Raw genomic sequence first — 15,721 nt, forward strand, 5'->3', positions numbered from 1 at the left:
GGGGTCAGGCCAATCCCAGAAAACCGGTGAGCTCCACCGCGGCGGCGCGACCGGCGCGGTTGGCGCCGATGGTGCTGGCCGACGGGCCGTAGCCGATGAGGTGGATGCGGGGGTCGGCGGCCACCTGGGTGGCCAGGCGGCCGGTCATGGTGATGCCGCCGCCCGGACCGCGTAGTCGCAGCGGCGCCAGGTGGTCCAGGGCGCTGCGGAAGCCGGTGCACCACAGGATCACGTCGGCGCGCTGGAAAGTATTGTCCGGCCAGCGGATTCCCTCGGGTTCGATGTGATCGAACATGGGGTGGCGATCGAGCACGCCGCGGGTGCGGGCGGCGCGGACGCGATCGTCCTCGAGCAGGCCGGTCACCGACACCACCGAACCCGGCGGGAGGCCGCGGCGGACGCGGTCCTCGACGATGGCGACGGCCGCGCGGCCGTTCTCGGGGGCGAATTCGCCTGTGCGGAAGACGGGTTCGCGCCGGGTCACCCAGGTCGTGGTGGTGACCTGCGAGATCTCGTCGAGGAGCTGGATGGCGGTGATGCCGCCGCCGACCACGACCACGTGCTTGCCTTCGAATTCGGTTGCGGTGCGGTAGTCGTGGGCGTGCAGCTGGCGGCCGGCGAAGGTCTCCGCACCCCGGTAATAGGGAATGAAGGGTTTGTCCCAGGTGCCGGTGGCATTGACCAGGCCGCGCACGCGCAGCGGGCCATCGGTTGTGCTCCCGGGTTTCAGTTCCGCGTGCAGCAGGCCGTCGACGGCCTCGTTCGGGCAGGTCGCGGGGGTGGAGCGGTCGCAGACGACGGTGACCGATTCGGGGCGGTGCACGCGCAGGTCGAATTCCTTCTCGTACAGCGCGAAGTAGTGCGGCACGGCGGTCGCGGCCTGCGCGTTCTCCGATCCGGGCGGCAGGGTTTCCGCGAAGGACATGCCGGGTAGATCGTGCACGCGGTTGACCGTGCTCAATGTCAGTGACGGCCACCGGAACTGCCACGCCCCGCCGGGTGCGGGGGAGTGATCGACGATGAGGAAATCCCGTTCGGGGGCCAGGCCGAGGCGGCGCAGATGATAGCCGACGGAGAGGCCGGCCTGGCCTGCGCCGATCACGAGGATGTCGACATCGGGTGTTGCGGTCACGAACCCGACGTTATACCCGCTTAGAGTGAAGATGACCTTGGGTACGCAGCGCACAGTGGGGAAGGACAGATGCTCGGAGTAAGCCGCGATGGTGAGGTCGTCACCATCGAACTACAGCGGCCTCAGCGCCGGAACGCGCTCAACGAAGAGCTGGTCGGGCTGTTGCGGATCGCCATCACGGAGGCGGCGGGGTCGGCGCGGGTGATCGTGCTGACCGGTCAGGGACCGCTGTTCAGCGCGGGCGCGGATCTGGACGGGGTGTACTCGGACAGCTTCCTGGGCGGTCTGCTGGGAATGTTGCGGACCATCGAATCGGTGCCGGTGCCGGTGATCTCCGCCATCAACGGCGGGGCGCTGGGTGCGGGGGTGCAGCTGGCGCTGGCCTCGGATCTGCGGGTGCTGAGCCCGGATGCCTTCATCGGCATTCCGGCCGCGAAACTCGGTATCTCCGTTGATCGTTGGACGGTGCGGCGGTTGTCGTCGCTGATCGGGCCCGGTCCGGCGCGCACGATTCTGCTGGGTGCGGAGCGGGTGTCGGCGCAGGACGCCTACACCTTCGGTTTCGCCAACCGGATCGGCACCCTCGCCGATGCCCAGGCGTGGGCCAAGCAGATCGCCGAGCTGGCGCCGCTGTCGCTGCGGCACATGAAGCTGGTGTTCAACGACGACGGCACCCGCGGCGAGGACACCCCCGAACAGAGCGCGGCGCTGGCGGCGGCCTGGAGCAGCGCGGATGCACAGGAGGCGCGAATGGCCAGGCAGGAGAAGCGGGCCGCGAGGTTCACCGGCCGATGAACGGGAAGCGCATCGCCGCGAATTCGCGGAGACTGGTGGGTATGGCTGCGGGAGCGTTCGGAATCGGCTGGGTTGTGCGGGCGGCGTGGGGGATACCGTCCGCCATGGGTGCGTCCATCTCGGCCATCGCGCCGACCGCCATGGGCGCGACCACCTATCGCAAGGGCCAGTTCCACAACACCGAGCCCAGCGCCCAGATCACGCCGGGTTCCGGCCTGGAACTGCTGTACCAGCTGGTGACCAAGAGCACTGTGGGCCGGCCGCCGGGCCGCATCCCGCTGGAGACCCCGGCGCATCCGGAGCAGGCCGCCGATCTGGCGGTCACCTGGTACGGCCACGCCAGCTGCCTGGTCGAGGTGGACGGCTATCGCGTGCTCACCGATCCGGTGTGGAGTGAGCGCGTCTCGCCGTCACCGCTGGTGGGCCCGGCCCGCCTGCATCCGGTGCCGACCGCCCTGGAGTCGCTGCCGCCGGTGGACGCCATCCTCATCTCGCACGACCACTACGACCATCTGGACCGCGAGACCGTGGACGCGCTGGTGCGCATCCAGGACGCGGTCTTCATCGTGCCGATCGGCATCGGCGCGCATTTGCGGCACTGGCACGTCCCGGTCGACCGCATTGTCGAATTGGATTGGGGCGCTTCGGTTTCCCTGTCCGAGCTGGAGCGCGCCCGGCCGGACGGCACCGATCTGGTGATCACCTGCTCGGAGGCCAGGCACTTCTCCGGCCGCGGGCTGGTGCGCAACACCACGCTGTGGGCGTCCTGGTCCATCGCCGGCCCGACACGCCGGGTGTATTTCGGCGGCGATACCGGCTACACCAAGGCGTTCGCCGAAGCCGGCGCACGACTCGGGCCTTTCGATCTGACGCTGCTGCCCATTGGGGCCTACGATCGGCACTGGCCGGACGTGCACATGAATCCCGAGGAAGCGGTGCGCGCACACGCCGACCTGTGTGTCGGCGATCCGGGGCACGGCCTGCTGGTGCCGATCCACTGGGCGACTTTCAACCTGGCCTTCCACGGCTGGTCGGAACCCGTCCGGCGATTGGTCGCGGCGGCGGGCGAGGCGGACACGCGGATCGCCGTGCCGAAGCCCGGACAGCGGATCGACCCGATTGGCCTGCCACCGCGAGATACGTGGTGGGAAGATGTTCGCCAATGACCGAGGACCAGGAGTGAAGGAGTAGGACTGTGAGTCTGATTGACACGCTCAAGGGTTTGGTCGGCAAGGGCAAGGATGTGGCGGCCCAAAACGCCGAGAAAATCGAGCAGGCGGTCGACAAGGCCGGAACGTTCATCGACGAGAAGACGGGGCACAAGTACTCCGACAAGATCGAGAAGGGCAAGGAGGCGGCCAAGAACGCCATTCCGACCGAGAGCGGCGAGGCCGCCCCGGCCGCCGAGCCCGCACCCGCCGAAGCCGCGGCCGAGCCCGCCCCGGAGCCGGCTCCGGAACCCGCGCCCGCGCCCGAAGAGGGGCAGCAGCAGCCTCCGGCCTGATTTCACCGGCCGTACCGGGCCGTTCGGGTCCGGCGGATAGCCTCCGCCGGTGACCCGAACGGCCCGTTGGCTTTTCGGAAACCTTCGAGGTACCGGCCGTGGCCGGTTCCCGGCACTAGACTGGTTCTATGGGGTCCCGGAGGAATTTCGGGGGAATCGAGGTTGGGCTGACCAACCTCGACAAGGTGCTGTATCCGGCCACCGGGACCACCAAGGGCGAGGTCATCGACTATTTCACCGCCATCGCGCCGGCGTTGCTGCCGCATATCGCCGGGCGTCCGGTGACGCGCAAACGCTGGCCGAACGGGGTGGAGGAGGGCTCGTTCTTCGAGAAGAACCTGGCCGAGCACGCGCCGAAATGGCTGGCGCGGCGCAGCGTTGAACACTCCGACCGGACGGTTGTGTATCCGCTCATCGATTCGGTGGCCGGCATGGCCTGGCTGGGGCAGCAGGCGGCGCTGGAACTGCATGTGCCGCAGTGGCGTTTCGACGGCGCCGAAATGGGGCCGATCACGCGGCTGGTCTTCGATCTGGACCCCGGGCCGGGCGCCGGGCTGGCGCAGTGCGCGGAGGTGGCGCTCATCCTGCGCGATGTGGTGCGCGATGTCGGTCTCGACGCGTATCCGGTGACCAGCGGCTCCAAGGGAATTCACATCTATGTGCCGCTGGACCGGCGGCTCGGGCCGAACGGCGCGTCGGCGGTGGCAAAACAGGTGGCGACCAATCTGCAGCAGTTGCGGCCGGAATTGGTGACCGCGAATATGGCCAAGTCGGCCCGGGACCGGAAGGTGTTCCTGGACTGGAGCCAGAACAATCCGGCCAAGACCACCATCGCGCCGTATTCGCTGCGCGGGCGCACCGAGCCGTGGGTGGCCGCGCCCCGCGCCTGGGAGGAGATCGAGAAGCCGAAGAAGCTGCGGCACTTGCATTTCGAGGAAGTGCTGCGGCGGTGGGGGCGGGACGGGGATCTGCTCGAAGATCTCGACGACCCGGCTCCGGACCGGCTGGACAAATACCGTTCCATGCGCGACGCGGAGTCCACTCCCGAGCCCGTCCCGATCGGCAGGCCCGCGCCGAGCCCCGGCAATCGCTATGTGGTGCAAGAGCATCGGGCCCGGCGGCTGCACTACGACCTACGGCTGGAACGCGATGGCGTACTGGTGTCGTGGGCCGTGCCCAAGGGCCCGCCCACCGATACCCACGAGAACCGGCTCGCCGTGCACACCGAGGACCATCCGCTGGAGTATCTGGAATTCCACGGCACGATTCCCCAGGGGCAGTACGGCGCCGGGGAGATGACCATCTGGGATACCGGCACCTATGAGACCGAGAAGTGGCGCGAGGACGAGGTCATCGTGCGGCTGCACGGTGAGCGCCTGGACGGCCGGTACGCGCTGATCCAGACCAATGGCAATCAGTGGCTCATGCACCTGATGAAGGACCAGCGGCCCCCGGAGTCGGAAGGCAATGGCGCACAGCGTGTTCCGGCACCGAAGAGCGATTCGCCCATGCCGCGCGGTCTCACGCCCATGCTGGCCACGCCCGGCGATGTCTCGACCCTCGACGCCGAGCACTGGGCCTTCGAAACCAAATGGGACGGCTTCCGGCTGATCGCCGAGATCGAGGACGGCGGGGTGACGCTGCGCAGCCGCAAGGGCCTCGTGGTGACCGGCAAATACCCGGGCGTGGCCCGGCTGGGCGACGAATTGGCCGGGCACCGCGCGGTCCTGGACGGCGAGGCGGTGGTCTTCGACGATCACGGCGCAGCGAATCTCGGCCTGCTGCGCGAGAATTCGGGCCGGGCTATTTTCCTGGCCTTCGATGTGCTGTACCTGGACGGCACCTCGCTGGTGCGCAAACGCTACGACGACCGGCGGCGGGTGCTCGAAGCCCTGGCGGGCCGGGCGTCTTCGCTCATCGTGCCGCCGCGCCTGGACGGTTCCGGCGCCCAGGCCCTGCGCTACAGCCAGGAGCACGGTATGGAGGGCGTGGTCGCCAAGCGCCGCGATTCCATCTATCTGCCCGGCCGGCGCGGCCAGTCCTGGATCAAGACCCGCAATTGGCGCACCCTGTCGGTGGTGGTCGGCGGCTATCGCAAATCCGAACTGCGGCAGTTCGCCTCGCTGCTGGTGGGCGTCCCGCACGAGGGCGAGCTCTACTATCTGGGCCGGGTCGGCACCGGTTTCAGCGAGCAGGAGATGAGCGAGCTGGCCGCGCAATTGCGCCGCCTGGAACGCAAGACCAGCCCGTTCGGCAACGACCTCACCGCCGATGAACGCAAGGACGCGGTGTGGGTGAGCCCGAAGCTCACCGGCACGGTGCGCTTCATGAACTGGACCGAGGGCGGGCGGCTGTGGCATCCCGCCTGGATACCCGCCTCGGACTGAGGATTCCGGCTAGCTCGACTTCTCCAGCAGCGGCGTGAGAGTGTCGCTGTCGGTGACCATGGCATGCCCCTGGAAGGCGAATTCGTCCCAGGCGCGCTGCAATCCGGCCTCGTCCTTGCCGCCCACGGCATCGCGCACCACGACCGGGATGAAGCCCAGATCGGTGGAGTGCGCGACGGTGGGCTGAATGCCGATCTCCAGGGCCACGCCGACGATGGCGTACGCGCCGATGCCCAGATCGCGCAGCGTGGACGCCAGCGGCGTGCCCTCGAAGGCCGACATGGAGGTCTTGTCGAACACGATCTCACCGGGCTGCGGCTGCAATTCCGGCACCAGCTGGAAGCCCGGGGTGTCGCGCTGCAGGATCGGCTCGACCTGCTCGACGGAGTCCACGCCCTGCCAGCTCATGGCCATCCGCAGCGCGAAGGCGCCCATGAGCCGCTTGGGCAGGAACATGTGGCGCAGGAAGATGATCGGATACCCGCCGCGCCGGGCGGCCTCGACCACGCGCACCACCCGCTCGGTGATCCGCGGCCCGTCCGCCAGCTGGCCCAGCACGCCGACCTGCATGTCGTACACGATCAGCGCCATGCGCTCGGGCGCGCACACATCCTCGAGGGTCTCCGGAATCTCCAGTCCGTTACCGCGTCGCATCGCACCCCGCTATCGGTAGCTCCCACAACAGCTTTCGCTGCCCCACAGTACCCGCTCAGGCGGCGGCCACGGCCGTGTCGCCGACCTTCGGATCACGGTCCTCGTGCTCCGGCGCGGGCCGGTGTACCTGCTGGAATCCGGGCAGGAAGCGGTCGACCACGGGAATCAGCACGTGAATGAGCGGTCCGATGCCGAAGGCGTACACCAGCGTGCCCACGCCGAGGCTGCCGCCCATCAGGAATCCGATGGTCAGCACGGTCACCTCGATACTGGTCCGCACCACCCACACCGGTTTCCCGGTCCGCCGGACCAGTCCAGTCATCAGGCCATCGCGAGGTCCCGGCCCCATGCCCGCGCCAATGTAGAGCACCGTGGCGATCGCATTCAGCACCACCGCCGCCGCCATCGCCGCGATCTGCCAGCCCAGCCCGTGGACCTGCGGCAACATCCACAGCCCGGCATCGACCGACACCCCGATCACCACCACATTGCTGACCGTCCCGAGTCCGGGCCGCTGCCGCAGAGGAATCCAGGCCAGCAATACCGCCGCACCCACGATGGCGGTGACTGTGCCGAAGCTGAGCGGGGTGTGGTTGACCACGCCCTGATGGAAGACGTCCCACGGATCCAGTCCCAAGGCCGCGCGGATCATGACCGCCATCGAGAACCCGTACAACCACAACCCGACATACAGAGCGATCAACCGGCGAAGCAACATTCCGCAATCATCCTGGCAACTGGCATGCCGGAAACAGATCCAGTTGCCGATCACTGGTCTGTTTGCTGGACCGGGATTCGCGGCTGGGTTGATGATCTCCCGGGACCTCAGCAGGTGGTCAGTCCGCTGACCGCCAGTGTCATGCCGAGCAGTGTGACCGCCGCACCGGCCACCGGCAGTCCGCGCCGCCGGTCGATGCCGTCGAGCCCGCGGCGCAGCCGCGCTCCCGTCGATCGGGCGAATTGTGCGATGGCCGCGGTCGGCCGGGCCACGCGATCACGCCGGGCTCCGGTGGACGGCGTCGCGGCGGTCGAGGTGTCGGCCGGGGCGTTCTTCCGGCGCAGGCGGCGTATGACTCCGAGTGTCGTGACGATGAGCGTGGCGATCAGCATGGCCGAGTCCTAATCGGTCGGTGAATGTCGGATCGTAGGGACGGTGCGTGGCGGATCGGGTTCAGGCCGAGGCGGTTTGGGGGCGGGGCGCCTTGCGGGAGGCGTGCGTGCGGGGTGCGCCCGGATCGGCGACGACGCCGAAGCGGATGAGGCTCTCGGCGGTATCGAGGAGGGTCTGCTCGACGGGCCGCATGCTCCAGCCGAGCTCGTTCTCGGCTTTCGCGGCGCTGAGCAGTTCGCGGCGGCCGAGGTAGCGCGCGGCCAGGGCGGCGGAGGGGTTGAAGCGGGCGACCAGGCGGACCAGCCAGTCGGGCAGGGTGCGGGTGGGGACGCGGTAGCGGGTGGCCAGGACGCGCGCCATATCCGGGAGCGAGAGTTCGCCGCCCGCACAGATATAGCGGTTGCCGGCGGCATGGGGATCGGTCATGGCCAGCCGGTGCGCGACGGCCAGATCGCGGACGTCGACAGTGGCGAAGTTGAGCCGGGGCGCGCCCGGCATCTCGGCGGCGAGCAGGATGCGCAGGGCGTCGACGGAGGTGCGGACCTCGGCGTATTGAATGGGGCCAAGGATCATGCCCGGATTGATCACCGCCAGTTCGAGTTCCGGATGCGCCGCCGCGAAATCCCAGGCGGCGCGCTCGGCGAGGGTCTTGCTCTTCTCATAGGCATTGCAGGCCGCGGGATTCGACCAGTCCTCCTCGGTGAGCACCCGATCGCCGCCGTGCCCGACCCGGATCGCCGCGATGGACGAGGTCAGCACCACCCGCTCGACCCCGGCCGCCGCGGCCGCGCGCAGCACCCGCAGCGTCCCGTCGACCGCGGGCCGGACCAGCTCGTCCTCGTTCTTGGGCTCCCCGGACGGGAACGGCGAGGCCGTGTGCACGACGAACCGGCAGTCCGCGGCGGCGGCGGCCCATCCGGCATCGGAGGTGAGATCGGCCTCGACGAGTTCGAGGCCCGGCAGATGCGGCAGCGTGCCACTGCGCGCGAGCGACCGCACCGTGCCGCGCACCCGGTATCCGTGCTCCTGCAGGTCCTTGACGATATGCCCGGCCACATAACCCGAGGCGCCGGTGACGAGAACGAGATCGGACATGATCCGACTCCAATCTGAGCAGTGTTTAGAATCTAAGTACTGTTTAGATTGCGAGGACCGCAGCTGTCAACCCTCTACAGTCATCCCATGTCGCCGACCAAGGACCGCTACCACCACGGAGATCTCCGCGAAGAGCTGATGCGAGCATCCCTGCAGCTCATCGACTCCGAGGGTCTGGCCGCGGTGAGCCTGCGCCGGGTGGCGCGCGAGGCCGGCGTCAGCCCCGGCGCCCCCTACCACCACTTCGCCGACCGCTCCGCCCTGCTCGCGGCCCTGTCCACTCGCGGCTTCGAAATCCTGCGCGACGAAATCACCGCCGCCAAGGCCCAGGCCTCCGGCCCCCGCGACGCGCTGTCGAAGCTCGCCGCCGGTTATGTCCGCTTCGCCGTCGAACAGCCCGCCTACTTCCGCCTCATGTTCCGCCCCGAACTCTCACAGCCCGAGAAGCATCCGGACGCGATGGTGGCCGGAGAAGCCGCCTTCGCGGTCCTCTCCGAAACCGTCGAGGAGGCGGTGCGGGCGGGCGACCTCCCCGCGGACGAAGCGGGCGCCCTCGCCGTCGCCTGGTGGAGCCTGGCCCACGGCCTGGCCGCCCTGACCGTCGACGGCCAGCTCAGCAAGCGCGCGGGTCTGATGGGCACCACCCCCGAGGAACTCACCTGCCGCATCACGGGCATGTTCGCCGCGTTCGTGGACTCCGCCAAAGCCGGCGATTGATCGATACGAACCAGTAAACCTTCGCAAATCCGGCACTACCCTTGGTCGCTGTGACCACCGATCTCCGTAGCTGGGCCGCGCGGACCGCGCGCGCTCGATTATGTGCGCTACCGCGTCGCTGGGCACACACCCAGGGTGTCGCGCGGCAGGCCGCCCTGGCGGCCGGCGTCGTCGACGACCCGGACCTGCTGATAGCGGCGGCCTGGTTGCACGACATCGGATATGCGCCCGATCTCGTACGAACCGGATTCCATCCGATCGACGGCACGATTCATCTAGCGGCACAGGGTATTTCCGAACGATTGTGCGCGCTGGTGGCCCACCATTCGTGCGCCAGTGTGGAGGCGCGCAATCGCGGACTGACGATCGATTGGCCCGATGAACGCACATCCCTGCGCGATGCGCTGTGGTGGGCCGATCTGACCACGACGCCGACGGGCGAGGTCACCGACGGGTCCAGTCGCATCGAGGAAGTCCGGCGGCGATACGGGGCCGATCATGTCGTCACCCGCTCGGTGGTGGAAGCCGCGCCGGAATTGCTTGCCGCGGTGGGGCGAACCGAGCGACGGCTGGCCGGACGGGATCAGGTGTAGAACGGGTCGGCCCGGTATTCGAGCCCGCGCGCGATCCGCAGCCGGATGGAAGGGTGGATGTCGAGCGCCGCCAGGTCTCCGGCCGCAACCCATTCCACCGCTGTGGATTCCGCGCTCGTGCGCAGCTCGCCGCCGGTCGGGTCGGCGCGGAAGCAGATCGAGAACTCTTGGCGCACTTCGCCGTCGTCGTAGGCGATGACGTGCCCCGGATTGGAGAAGACGCCCACCAGTCCCGTCACCACGACGTCGATGCCGGTCTCTTCCTTCACTTCTCGCACCACCGCCTGGGTGGGCGTCTCGCCGATCTCCAGCCCGCCGCCGGGAATGGCGTACTTGCTGTTGTCGGTGCGATGGATCAACAGAATTCGTCCCTGGGCATCACGGACCACCGCGCTCACCGCGACCCGGATGGTGTTGGCTCTGGGCGCCGCCGGATCGTGGTAGTAGTCGATGCGGGTCATGCCCTGATCCTGGAGAAGTTCGCGGCCTCCGAGGCCGCCCAGACATGTTCGAAGCTGGTCGAATACGTCTCGAACATATCGCTCGCCGGCAGCCGTCTGAGGTGCAGCGCCGGCGCGTAGGCGCCGGGCAGGCCGAAGACGTGGGTGTTCACGATCATTTCATCGTCGAATCTGAAAACCGAGTTGTAGAGGGTGGTGCGGTGGAAGCGCAGGTCGACGCCGTCCACCTCGTTCAGCGACTCCACCAGCGCCAGCGCGTTGCGGATCCGGGCCTGCACCGCCCCGGCCGCCAGCCGCTCCTCCGCGCTGCGCCGCGCGACCTCGTCCGCCAGCGGGTCACCGAACAATATTCGCACCGAAACACCCTGCTGCGCTTTGCTTTTGACCAGCTTCACAAAGACCGGATCCTCGGCGAGGAACAGGCCCGCGAGCACCAGGATGTCGATCCGGTGCACGCACGCGCTCAGCAACCGGCTCCACAGGTCCGCCGGAACCGAGCTGCGATGCGGATAGACCGTGATCACCTCGGCCGTCCCGGTTCCCGGCCCCGGCTCCTGCCCGCAGAACTGCTCGAACAGGTCGCCGATGGACCATTCCGGGAACATGGCCTGCAGGATGCGGCAATGATGCGGGTACGGCAGGCCGGTGAGATCGCCGGAGAGCCAGCGGTAGAACTGCGCCTTCTTGGGGCCGCAGCCGATCAGCTCGGGCTCCACCAGTCCGGCGAGCCGATCGTATTCCCGGTTGAACGAGGAGACGGTTTGCAGATGTCGTTGTTGCAGTAGCGCTTTCAGTACCGTCGCCATATCGCCGCCCCGAGCCGAGCCGCCGTGTCCATGGCGGCGATCCTACCTGCGGAAACGAGACATAGAGGAGACATTGACGGGGCAGAAGGTACCTCGGCGGCGACGCGCCGAGACCCCGGCTCGGGCCAAGCTGAGGCCATGGGAAGGAAGGCGATGCGGTTTCGGCCCGCGGCGCTCGGCTATCTGCGGGCGGATGTTTCCGGCATGGGCCAGCCGTGGGATGAGGAGCGGATTCGAGGAGTCGCCGAGCAGCGCGGCTACGACTTCTGCGGTGTGGTCGTGCACGACGGGCGCAGCGGAAGGCCGCCGCTGGCCCGGCTCCGGGCATTGGTGAACCGGCTCGATGTGGCGGCCGTGATCGTGCCCGGGGCCGACCACTTCAACGGCGGCCGGGCGCCCGACGCGCTGGTCCGGCGAGTGGAGGTCATCACCGTCGAGCCCGCCGGACTACCAGGACAATTCCTTGCAATGGGCGGCGGAATCGGCGCTTTCGACCTGGAGGGTGGCGTGTTCGATGTGGAAGTCGCCGGCCAGGATCTGCTGGGCGGCGCGCAGGACGTCGTCGCCGGAGTGCCCGGCGGCCACCGCGAGATGGGCGGAGGCCACTTCCATGCCGGAGGTGAGAGTCCAGACGTGGAGGTCGTGGACGTCTGAGACGCCGGGGACGGCCTGCAGGGCCGCGGCGATCTGCTCCACATCGAGGTCTTCGGGGCTGTGCTGGAACAGGATTCGCAGCGACCGCTTCGCCAGCAGGAAGGCGCGGGGCAGCACCCAGAAGCCGATGGCCACGCCGACGATCATGTCGGCGTAGCGCCATCCGGTGGTGAGAGTGATTGCGGCGGAGACCAATACGCCGACCGATCCGATGAGGTCGGCGAAGACCTCCAGATAGGCGCCGCGCACATTGATGCTCTCCCGGGCGCCCTGGCGCAACAGCAGGAAGGCGGCGATATTGGCGACCAGGCCGAGGGCGCCGACGATGAGGACCGGCCGGCCGGGGACCTCCGGCGGCTCGCCGAGGCGGGTGATGGCCTCGTAGAGGACATAGGCGGCGACCGCGAAGAGCAGGATCGCATTGGCCAGCGCGGCCAGCACCTCGGCCCGGTAGTACCCGAAGGTGCGGGTGTAGGTGGCGCGGGTGCGCTTGGCCAGCAGGATCGCCGACAGCGCCATGGAGATGCCGACCACATCGGTCAGCATGTGCGTGGCGTCGGAGAGCAGGGCCAGCGATGAGGTCGCGAAGGCGACGATGAACTCGACCGCCATGAAGAGCAGCGCTATGGCCAGCGCCAGCACCAGGCGGCCGAGGTATTTGCCCGAGGCGCTCTCCGGGGCTACGCCGTGCGAATGATCATGTCCCACAAGGCTCAAACATATGCACAGTTGCGCATGAATGCAAGCACCCGGCCGTGCATCGGCGTGGACACGGCAGACTGGTTGACGTGACTGCTTCGTCCCCGCCCGCCGGGCCACCCCGCCTGACCCGAGGCCCGCTGCGGCCCATCGAACTCGCCACCGGGGCCGTGCTGGGCGGGGCGACGGTCGGACTGGTGACAGTGGGGGCGCTGGTGCCGTTCGCCGCCGCACTCCAGCTGGTGGCCGCGGTGCCGATGGGACTGCTCGCGCACCGGCACCGGCTGCGCGCGGTCGCCACCACCACCATCGCGGCGACGCTGGTGACCTTCGTGGCGGCCGGCATCGTGCCGGCGGTGAATCTGGTCGGGGTGGCCGTGGTCGGCGGGATCATCGGCATCGTCAAGCGGCGGCACGGCGGTCTCCTCGCGGTGCTCGGGCTGTCCGCGCTCGCCGGACTGGTCGGGGCATGCTTCTCCGTCGGAATGCTGCTGCTGTTCTCCCGCTCACGCCAACTGCTGTTCGACACTATCCGCAACTCGGCGCGCGGCCTGGAAAATCTGGCGGCGCGCCAAGCCGCGCTGGAACCGCTCGGACGCTGGGCCGCCGAGGCGACCGATGCCATCCTGCGCTGGTGGTGGGCCTGGATCGGCGGCGGCGTCATCGCCGGGGTGATCGTGAGCGGCGTGGTCTCCTGGTACGTGCTCGGCTCGGTGCTGGACCGGCTGGCCTGGCTGCCCGGGCGCGACGATCTGCTCGACGCGCCCGCCGACGACCGGCCGGTCGCACCGCTGCCGGTCACGCTGCGGGAGGTGTCGTTCCGCTATCCCGGCGCTCGCGCGGACGCCCTGCACGGCATCGACCTGACCGTGCGGGTCGGCGAATTCGTGGCGGTGGTCGGGCACAACGGGTCCGGAAAGTCCACGCTCACCAGGATTCTCGCGGGCCGCCCGCCCACCGGCGGCGCCGTGACCCGGCCCGGATCGGCCGGGCTCGGCGTGCGCGGCGGCACCGCAATGGTGTTGCAGCGCCCCGAAAGCCAGACCCTGGGCGTGCTGGCGGCCGATGACGTGGTGTGGGGCCTGCCCGCCGAGATCGCCGCCGAGGTCGATATCGACGGGCTGCTGACCGAGGTCGGGCTGGCGGGCATGGGCGACCGGGAGACCGCGACCCTGTCCGGCGGGCAGCAGCAGCGCCTCGCCGTCGCCGCCGCGCTGGCCCGGCAGCCCACGCTGCTGCTGGCCGACGAGGCGACCTCCATGATCGATCCGGAGGGCCGCCGCGATCTCGTCGCGCTGCTCGCCGATCTGCCCAAACGGCACGAGATGGCGGTGGTGCTGGTGACCCATCACGAGGCCGACGCCGCGGCCGCCGACCGGGTGGTGCACCTGATGGGCGGGCGCTCGGTCGCGCATCTGCCCGCCTGGCCGCGGCCGGTGCGCGACCAGCGGCGCAGGCCCATGGGCGATCCCGTGCTGGAACTCACCGGCGTACGGCACACCTACAACCGGGGCACGCCGTGGGAGGCGCCCGCGCTGCACGGCGTGGATCTCAGCGTCCGGCGCGGCGAGGCCCTGCTCATCGTGGGCGGCAACGGCTCCGGCAAATCCACGCTGGCCTGGATCATGGCCGGGCTGACCATCCCGACCGACGGCGCCTGCGTGCTGCGCGAATTCGCCGGCGCCAAGCCGGTGCACAAGCGAATCGGCGCGGTGCAGCTGGCCTTTCAGCATTCCCGGCTGCAGTTGCAGCGACAGAGCGTGGGCGAGGAGATCGAGGACTGGGGCGGGCGCGGCACCGCCGCCGTCGCCCGGGCCCTGGACGCGGTCGGCCTGGACCGCGCCCTGGCCACCCGCTCCATCGAGGAGCTCAGTGGCGGACAGGCCAAACGGGTGGTGCTGGCCGCCATCGTGGCCGGGCGCCCGCAGGTGGTCGTGCTCGACGAGCCGCTGGCCGGGCTCGATCCGGAGGGTCGCGCCGGGGTGGTGGAACTGCTTGCCCGGCTGCGCGATTCCGGTCTCACCCTGATCGTCATCTCGCACGATGTGGCGGATATGGCGGCGGTCTGCGACCGCACCGTGCACCTGCGCGACGGGCGCATTGTCGAAACCGCCGCGCCGCCGCATCCCGATGCGCCCGCACATCCCGCGGCGCCATCGCATCCCGCGGGGCCGCGCGTCCCCGATTTCACCGGAGGCTTCCGATGAGCAGCGTCATTCTCCGCGAGGTCCCCGTCGACAGCCCGGTGCATCGGCTCTGGGCCGGTACCAAGATGATCGCGGCCTTCGCCATCAGCGCGCTGCTGATGTTCATGCCGTCCTGGCCGGTGCTCGGCCTGAGCACCGCGTTCCTGGTGGCGGTGTGGCTGACGGCGCGGCTGCCGCTGGGCACGCTGCCGCGGTTCCCGTGGTGGTTCTGGCTGGGCATCGTCATCGGCGCGCTCATCAATCTGCCGGTGGGCGGGGCCGCGGTGCTGCGCTACGCCAATGTCGTGGTCTTCGGCCTCATCCTGCTGGGCGCGTCCTTCCTCATCGCGTGGACCACGCCCATGGGTGAGATCGCGCCCGCGCTGGCGAAACTCGGTGCGCCGCTGCGGCGCATCGGCTGGACGCGCAAGGGCGTCCGGCACCGGATTCCGGTCGACGAGTGGGCGGTGGTGGTGGCGCTGACGCTGCGCGGCCTGCCGTTGCTGCTGGAGGAATTGCGAATCCTGCGAGCGGCCCGCAAGCTCCGGCCCAAGGATTCGCTGCTGCATCGGGCGTCGGAGAATCCGCTGGTCGACATTCTCACCGCGAGCATGGCCGTATCCAGCCGTCGCGCAGGTGAACTCGGCGAGGCCATCACCACCCGCGGCGGGACCGGAGAATTGACCGCGCGGCCCAGCCGGCCGGGGCGCGGTGATGTCATCGCGCTATCGATCGTCGGGCTCGTATGCGCGATCTGCATAGCTGTCGACCTGGCATTTTGAATGACACTCGAGTCAAAAATGATCCGAGGTGTCGGTGTAACGCGTTACGGTGATCGCTTGTAGAGCGCAATACGCCGCAACACGGGCTCGGCAGCACTCTTCGAGGGGAGGAATCTTATCGATGAGCCGCGTGTTGCCTTCGAAA

Annotated in this window: 16 protein-coding genes; 8 read left to right on the forward strand and 8 right to left on the reverse strand. The window is 69.0% G+C overall.

From position 1 onward, the window contains the following. Positions 1–4 precede the first annotated feature (4 nt). Positions 5–1,132 (reverse strand): FAD-dependent oxidoreductase, encoded by a 1,128-nt coding sequence (locus ACYQ5L_RS04120; RefSeq protein ID WP_459955591.1) that lies wholly within the window; start codon positions 1,130–1,132, stop codon positions 5–7. Between the two features lie 69 nt (positions 1,133–1,201). Between ACYQ5L_RS04120 and ACYQ5L_RS04125 the strand changes: the two genes are divergently transcribed. From ACYQ5L_RS04125 to ACYQ5L_RS04140, 4 genes are all read left to right on the forward strand, one after another. Continuing rightward, on the forward strand, positions 1,202–1,927 hold the full coding sequence (locus tag ACYQ5L_RS04125; protein ID WP_459955593.1) for an enoyl-CoA hydratase: 726 nt from the start codon (positions 1,202–1,204) through the stop codon (positions 1,925–1,927). A 41-nt stretch (positions 1,928–1,968) separates the two neighbouring features. Then, complete coding sequence (locus ACYQ5L_RS04130) at positions 1,969–3,093, forward strand: MBL fold metallo-hydrolase (protein ID WP_459955595.1); 1,125 nt, start codon at positions 1,969–1,971, stop codon at positions 3,091–3,093. Between the two features lie 29 nt (positions 3,094–3,122). Beyond that, a complete protein-coding gene (locus tag ACYQ5L_RS04135) occupies positions 3,123–3,431 on the forward strand; it encodes an antitoxin (RefSeq protein ID WP_459955596.1) in 309 nt (102 codons plus the stop codon). A gap of 128 nt (positions 3,432–3,559) precedes the next feature. Further along, positions 3,560–5,818, forward strand: a complete 2,259-nt coding sequence (locus ACYQ5L_RS04140; RefSeq protein ID WP_459955598.1) for an ATP-dependent DNA ligase — start codon at positions 3,560–3,562, stop codon at positions 5,816–5,818. A 9-nt stretch (positions 5,819–5,827) separates the two neighbouring features. Here the strand turns inward: ACYQ5L_RS04140 and ACYQ5L_RS04145 are convergent, their stop codons facing one another. The 4 genes from ACYQ5L_RS04145 to ACYQ5L_RS04160 all read right to left on the reverse strand — a co-directional run bounded on the left by ACYQ5L_RS04145 (position 5,828) and on the right by ACYQ5L_RS04160 (position 8,678). Next, positions 5,828–6,472 carry a cysteine hydrolase family protein gene (locus ACYQ5L_RS04145; RefSeq protein WP_459955599.1) on the reverse strand — a complete coding sequence of 215 codons (645 nt, stop codon included), beginning with the start codon at positions 6,470–6,472 and terminating at the stop codon, positions 5,828–5,830. 55 nt (positions 6,473–6,527) lie between these two features. Beyond that, a complete protein-coding gene (gene yczE / locus ACYQ5L_RS04150) occupies positions 6,528–7,190 on the reverse strand; it encodes a membrane protein YczE (RefSeq protein WP_459955601.1) in 663 nt (220 codons plus the stop codon). A 107-nt stretch (positions 7,191–7,297) separates the two neighbouring features. Continuing rightward, positions 7,298–7,582, reverse strand: coding sequence for a hypothetical protein (locus tag ACYQ5L_RS04155; RefSeq protein WP_459955602.1), 285 nt, complete (start codon positions 7,580–7,582; stop codon positions 7,298–7,300). A 61-nt stretch (positions 7,583–7,643) separates the two neighbouring features. Then, positions 7,644–8,678 carry an SDR family oxidoreductase gene (locus ACYQ5L_RS04160; protein WP_459955603.1) on the reverse strand — a complete coding sequence of 345 codons (1,035 nt, stop codon included), beginning with the start codon at positions 8,676–8,678 and terminating at the stop codon, positions 7,644–7,646. An 87-nt stretch (positions 8,679–8,765) separates the two neighbouring features. Here ACYQ5L_RS04160 and ACYQ5L_RS04165 point away from each other — a divergent pair, with 87 nt between their 5' ends. Together ACYQ5L_RS04165 and ACYQ5L_RS04170 are read left to right on the forward strand one after the other, a co-directional pair. Continuing rightward, entirely contained in the window at positions 8,766–9,395 is a 630-nt protein-coding gene (locus ACYQ5L_RS04165) for a TetR/AcrR family transcriptional regulator (protein ID WP_459955604.1), read from the forward strand. Positions 9,396–9,445: 50 nt separating this feature from the next. Further along, on the forward strand, positions 9,446–9,988 hold the full coding sequence (locus ACYQ5L_RS04170) for an HD domain-containing protein (protein WP_459955605.1): 543 nt from the start codon (positions 9,446–9,448) through the stop codon (positions 9,986–9,988). Here ACYQ5L_RS04170 and ACYQ5L_RS04175 read toward each other — a convergent pair. The 3 genes from ACYQ5L_RS04175 to ACYQ5L_RS04185 form a co-directional block, all read right to left on the reverse strand. Next, a complete protein-coding gene (locus ACYQ5L_RS04175; protein WP_459955607.1) occupies positions 9,979–10,449 on the reverse strand; it encodes an NUDIX hydrolase in 471 nt (156 codons plus the stop codon). The two genes, ACYQ5L_RS04170 and ACYQ5L_RS04175, sit on opposite strands and share 10 nt — an antisense overlap. Then, on the reverse strand, positions 10,446–11,255 hold the full coding sequence (locus ACYQ5L_RS04180; protein WP_459955609.1) for a phospholipase D-like domain-containing protein: 810 nt from the start codon (positions 11,253–11,255) through the stop codon (positions 10,446–10,448). Before ACYQ5L_RS04180 ends, ACYQ5L_RS04175 begins: the two co-directional genes overlap by 4 nt. Positions 11,256–11,702: 447 nt before the next feature. Further along, positions 11,703–12,617, reverse strand: coding sequence for a cation diffusion facilitator family transporter (locus tag ACYQ5L_RS04185; RefSeq protein ID WP_459955610.1), 915 nt, complete (start codon positions 12,615–12,617; stop codon positions 11,703–11,705). Positions 12,618–12,697: 80 nt separating this feature from the next. Between ACYQ5L_RS04185 and ACYQ5L_RS04190 the strand changes: the two genes are divergently transcribed. Continuing rightward, the gene (locus ACYQ5L_RS04190) at positions 12,698–14,815 is read left to right on the forward strand and encodes an ABC transporter ATP-binding protein (protein ID WP_459955611.1); all 2,118 of its coding nucleotides are present in this window, start codon (positions 12,698–12,700) and stop codon (positions 14,813–14,815) included. Then, positions 14,812–15,576, forward strand: coding sequence for an energy-coupling factor transporter transmembrane component T family protein (locus tag ACYQ5L_RS04195; protein WP_459955613.1), 765 nt, complete (start codon positions 14,812–14,814; stop codon positions 15,574–15,576). The genes ACYQ5L_RS04190 and ACYQ5L_RS04195 overlap by 4 nt, the downstream gene beginning before the upstream one ends. The last annotated feature ends 145 nt before the right edge of the window (positions 15,577–15,721 follow it).

This window comes from Nocardia sp. IFM 10818, from assembly GCF_054655275.1.

Excerpts from the sequence above, each read along its gene's own strand:
- ACYQ5L_RS04160 (WP_459955603.1), bottom strand. The coding sequence starts at position 8,678 with ATGTCCGATCTCGTTCTCGTCACCGGCGCCTCGGGTTATGTGGCCGGG.
- ACYQ5L_RS04155 (WP_459955602.1), bottom strand. The coding sequence starts at position 7,582 with ATGCTGATCGCCACGCTCATCGTCACGACACTCGGAGTCATACGCCGC.
- ACYQ5L_RS04130 (WP_459955595.1), top strand. The coding sequence starts at position 1,969 with ATGGCTGCGGGAGCGTTCGGAATCGGCTGGGTTGTGCGGGCGGCGTGG.
- ACYQ5L_RS04195 (WP_459955613.1), top strand. The coding sequence starts at position 14,812 with ATGAGCAGCGTCATTCTCCGCGAGGTCCCCGTCGACAGCCCGGTGCAT.
- ACYQ5L_RS04145 (WP_459955599.1), bottom strand. The coding sequence starts at position 6,472 with ATGCGACGCGGTAACGGACTGGAGATTCCGGAGACCCTCGAGGATGTG.
- yczE (WP_459955601.1), bottom strand. The coding sequence starts at position 7,190 with ATGTTGCTTCGCCGGTTGATCGCTCTGTATGTCGGGTTGTGGTTGTAC.
- ACYQ5L_RS04125 (WP_459955593.1), top strand. The coding sequence starts at position 1,202 with ATGCTCGGAGTAAGCCGCGATGGTGAGGTCGTCACCATCGAACTACAG.
- ACYQ5L_RS04180 (WP_459955609.1), bottom strand. The coding sequence starts at position 11,255 with ATGGCGACGGTACTGAAAGCGCTACTGCAACAACGACATCTGCAAACC.
- ACYQ5L_RS04165 (WP_459955604.1), top strand. The coding sequence starts at position 8,766 with ATGTCGCCGACCAAGGACCGCTACCACCACGGAGATCTCCGCGAAGAG.
- ACYQ5L_RS04140 (WP_459955598.1), top strand. The coding sequence starts at position 3,560 with ATGGGGTCCCGGAGGAATTTCGGGGGAATCGAGGTTGGGCTGACCAAC.
- ACYQ5L_RS04175 (WP_459955607.1), bottom strand. The coding sequence starts at position 10,449 with ATGACCCGCATCGACTACTACCACGATCCGGCGGCGCCCAGAGCCAAC.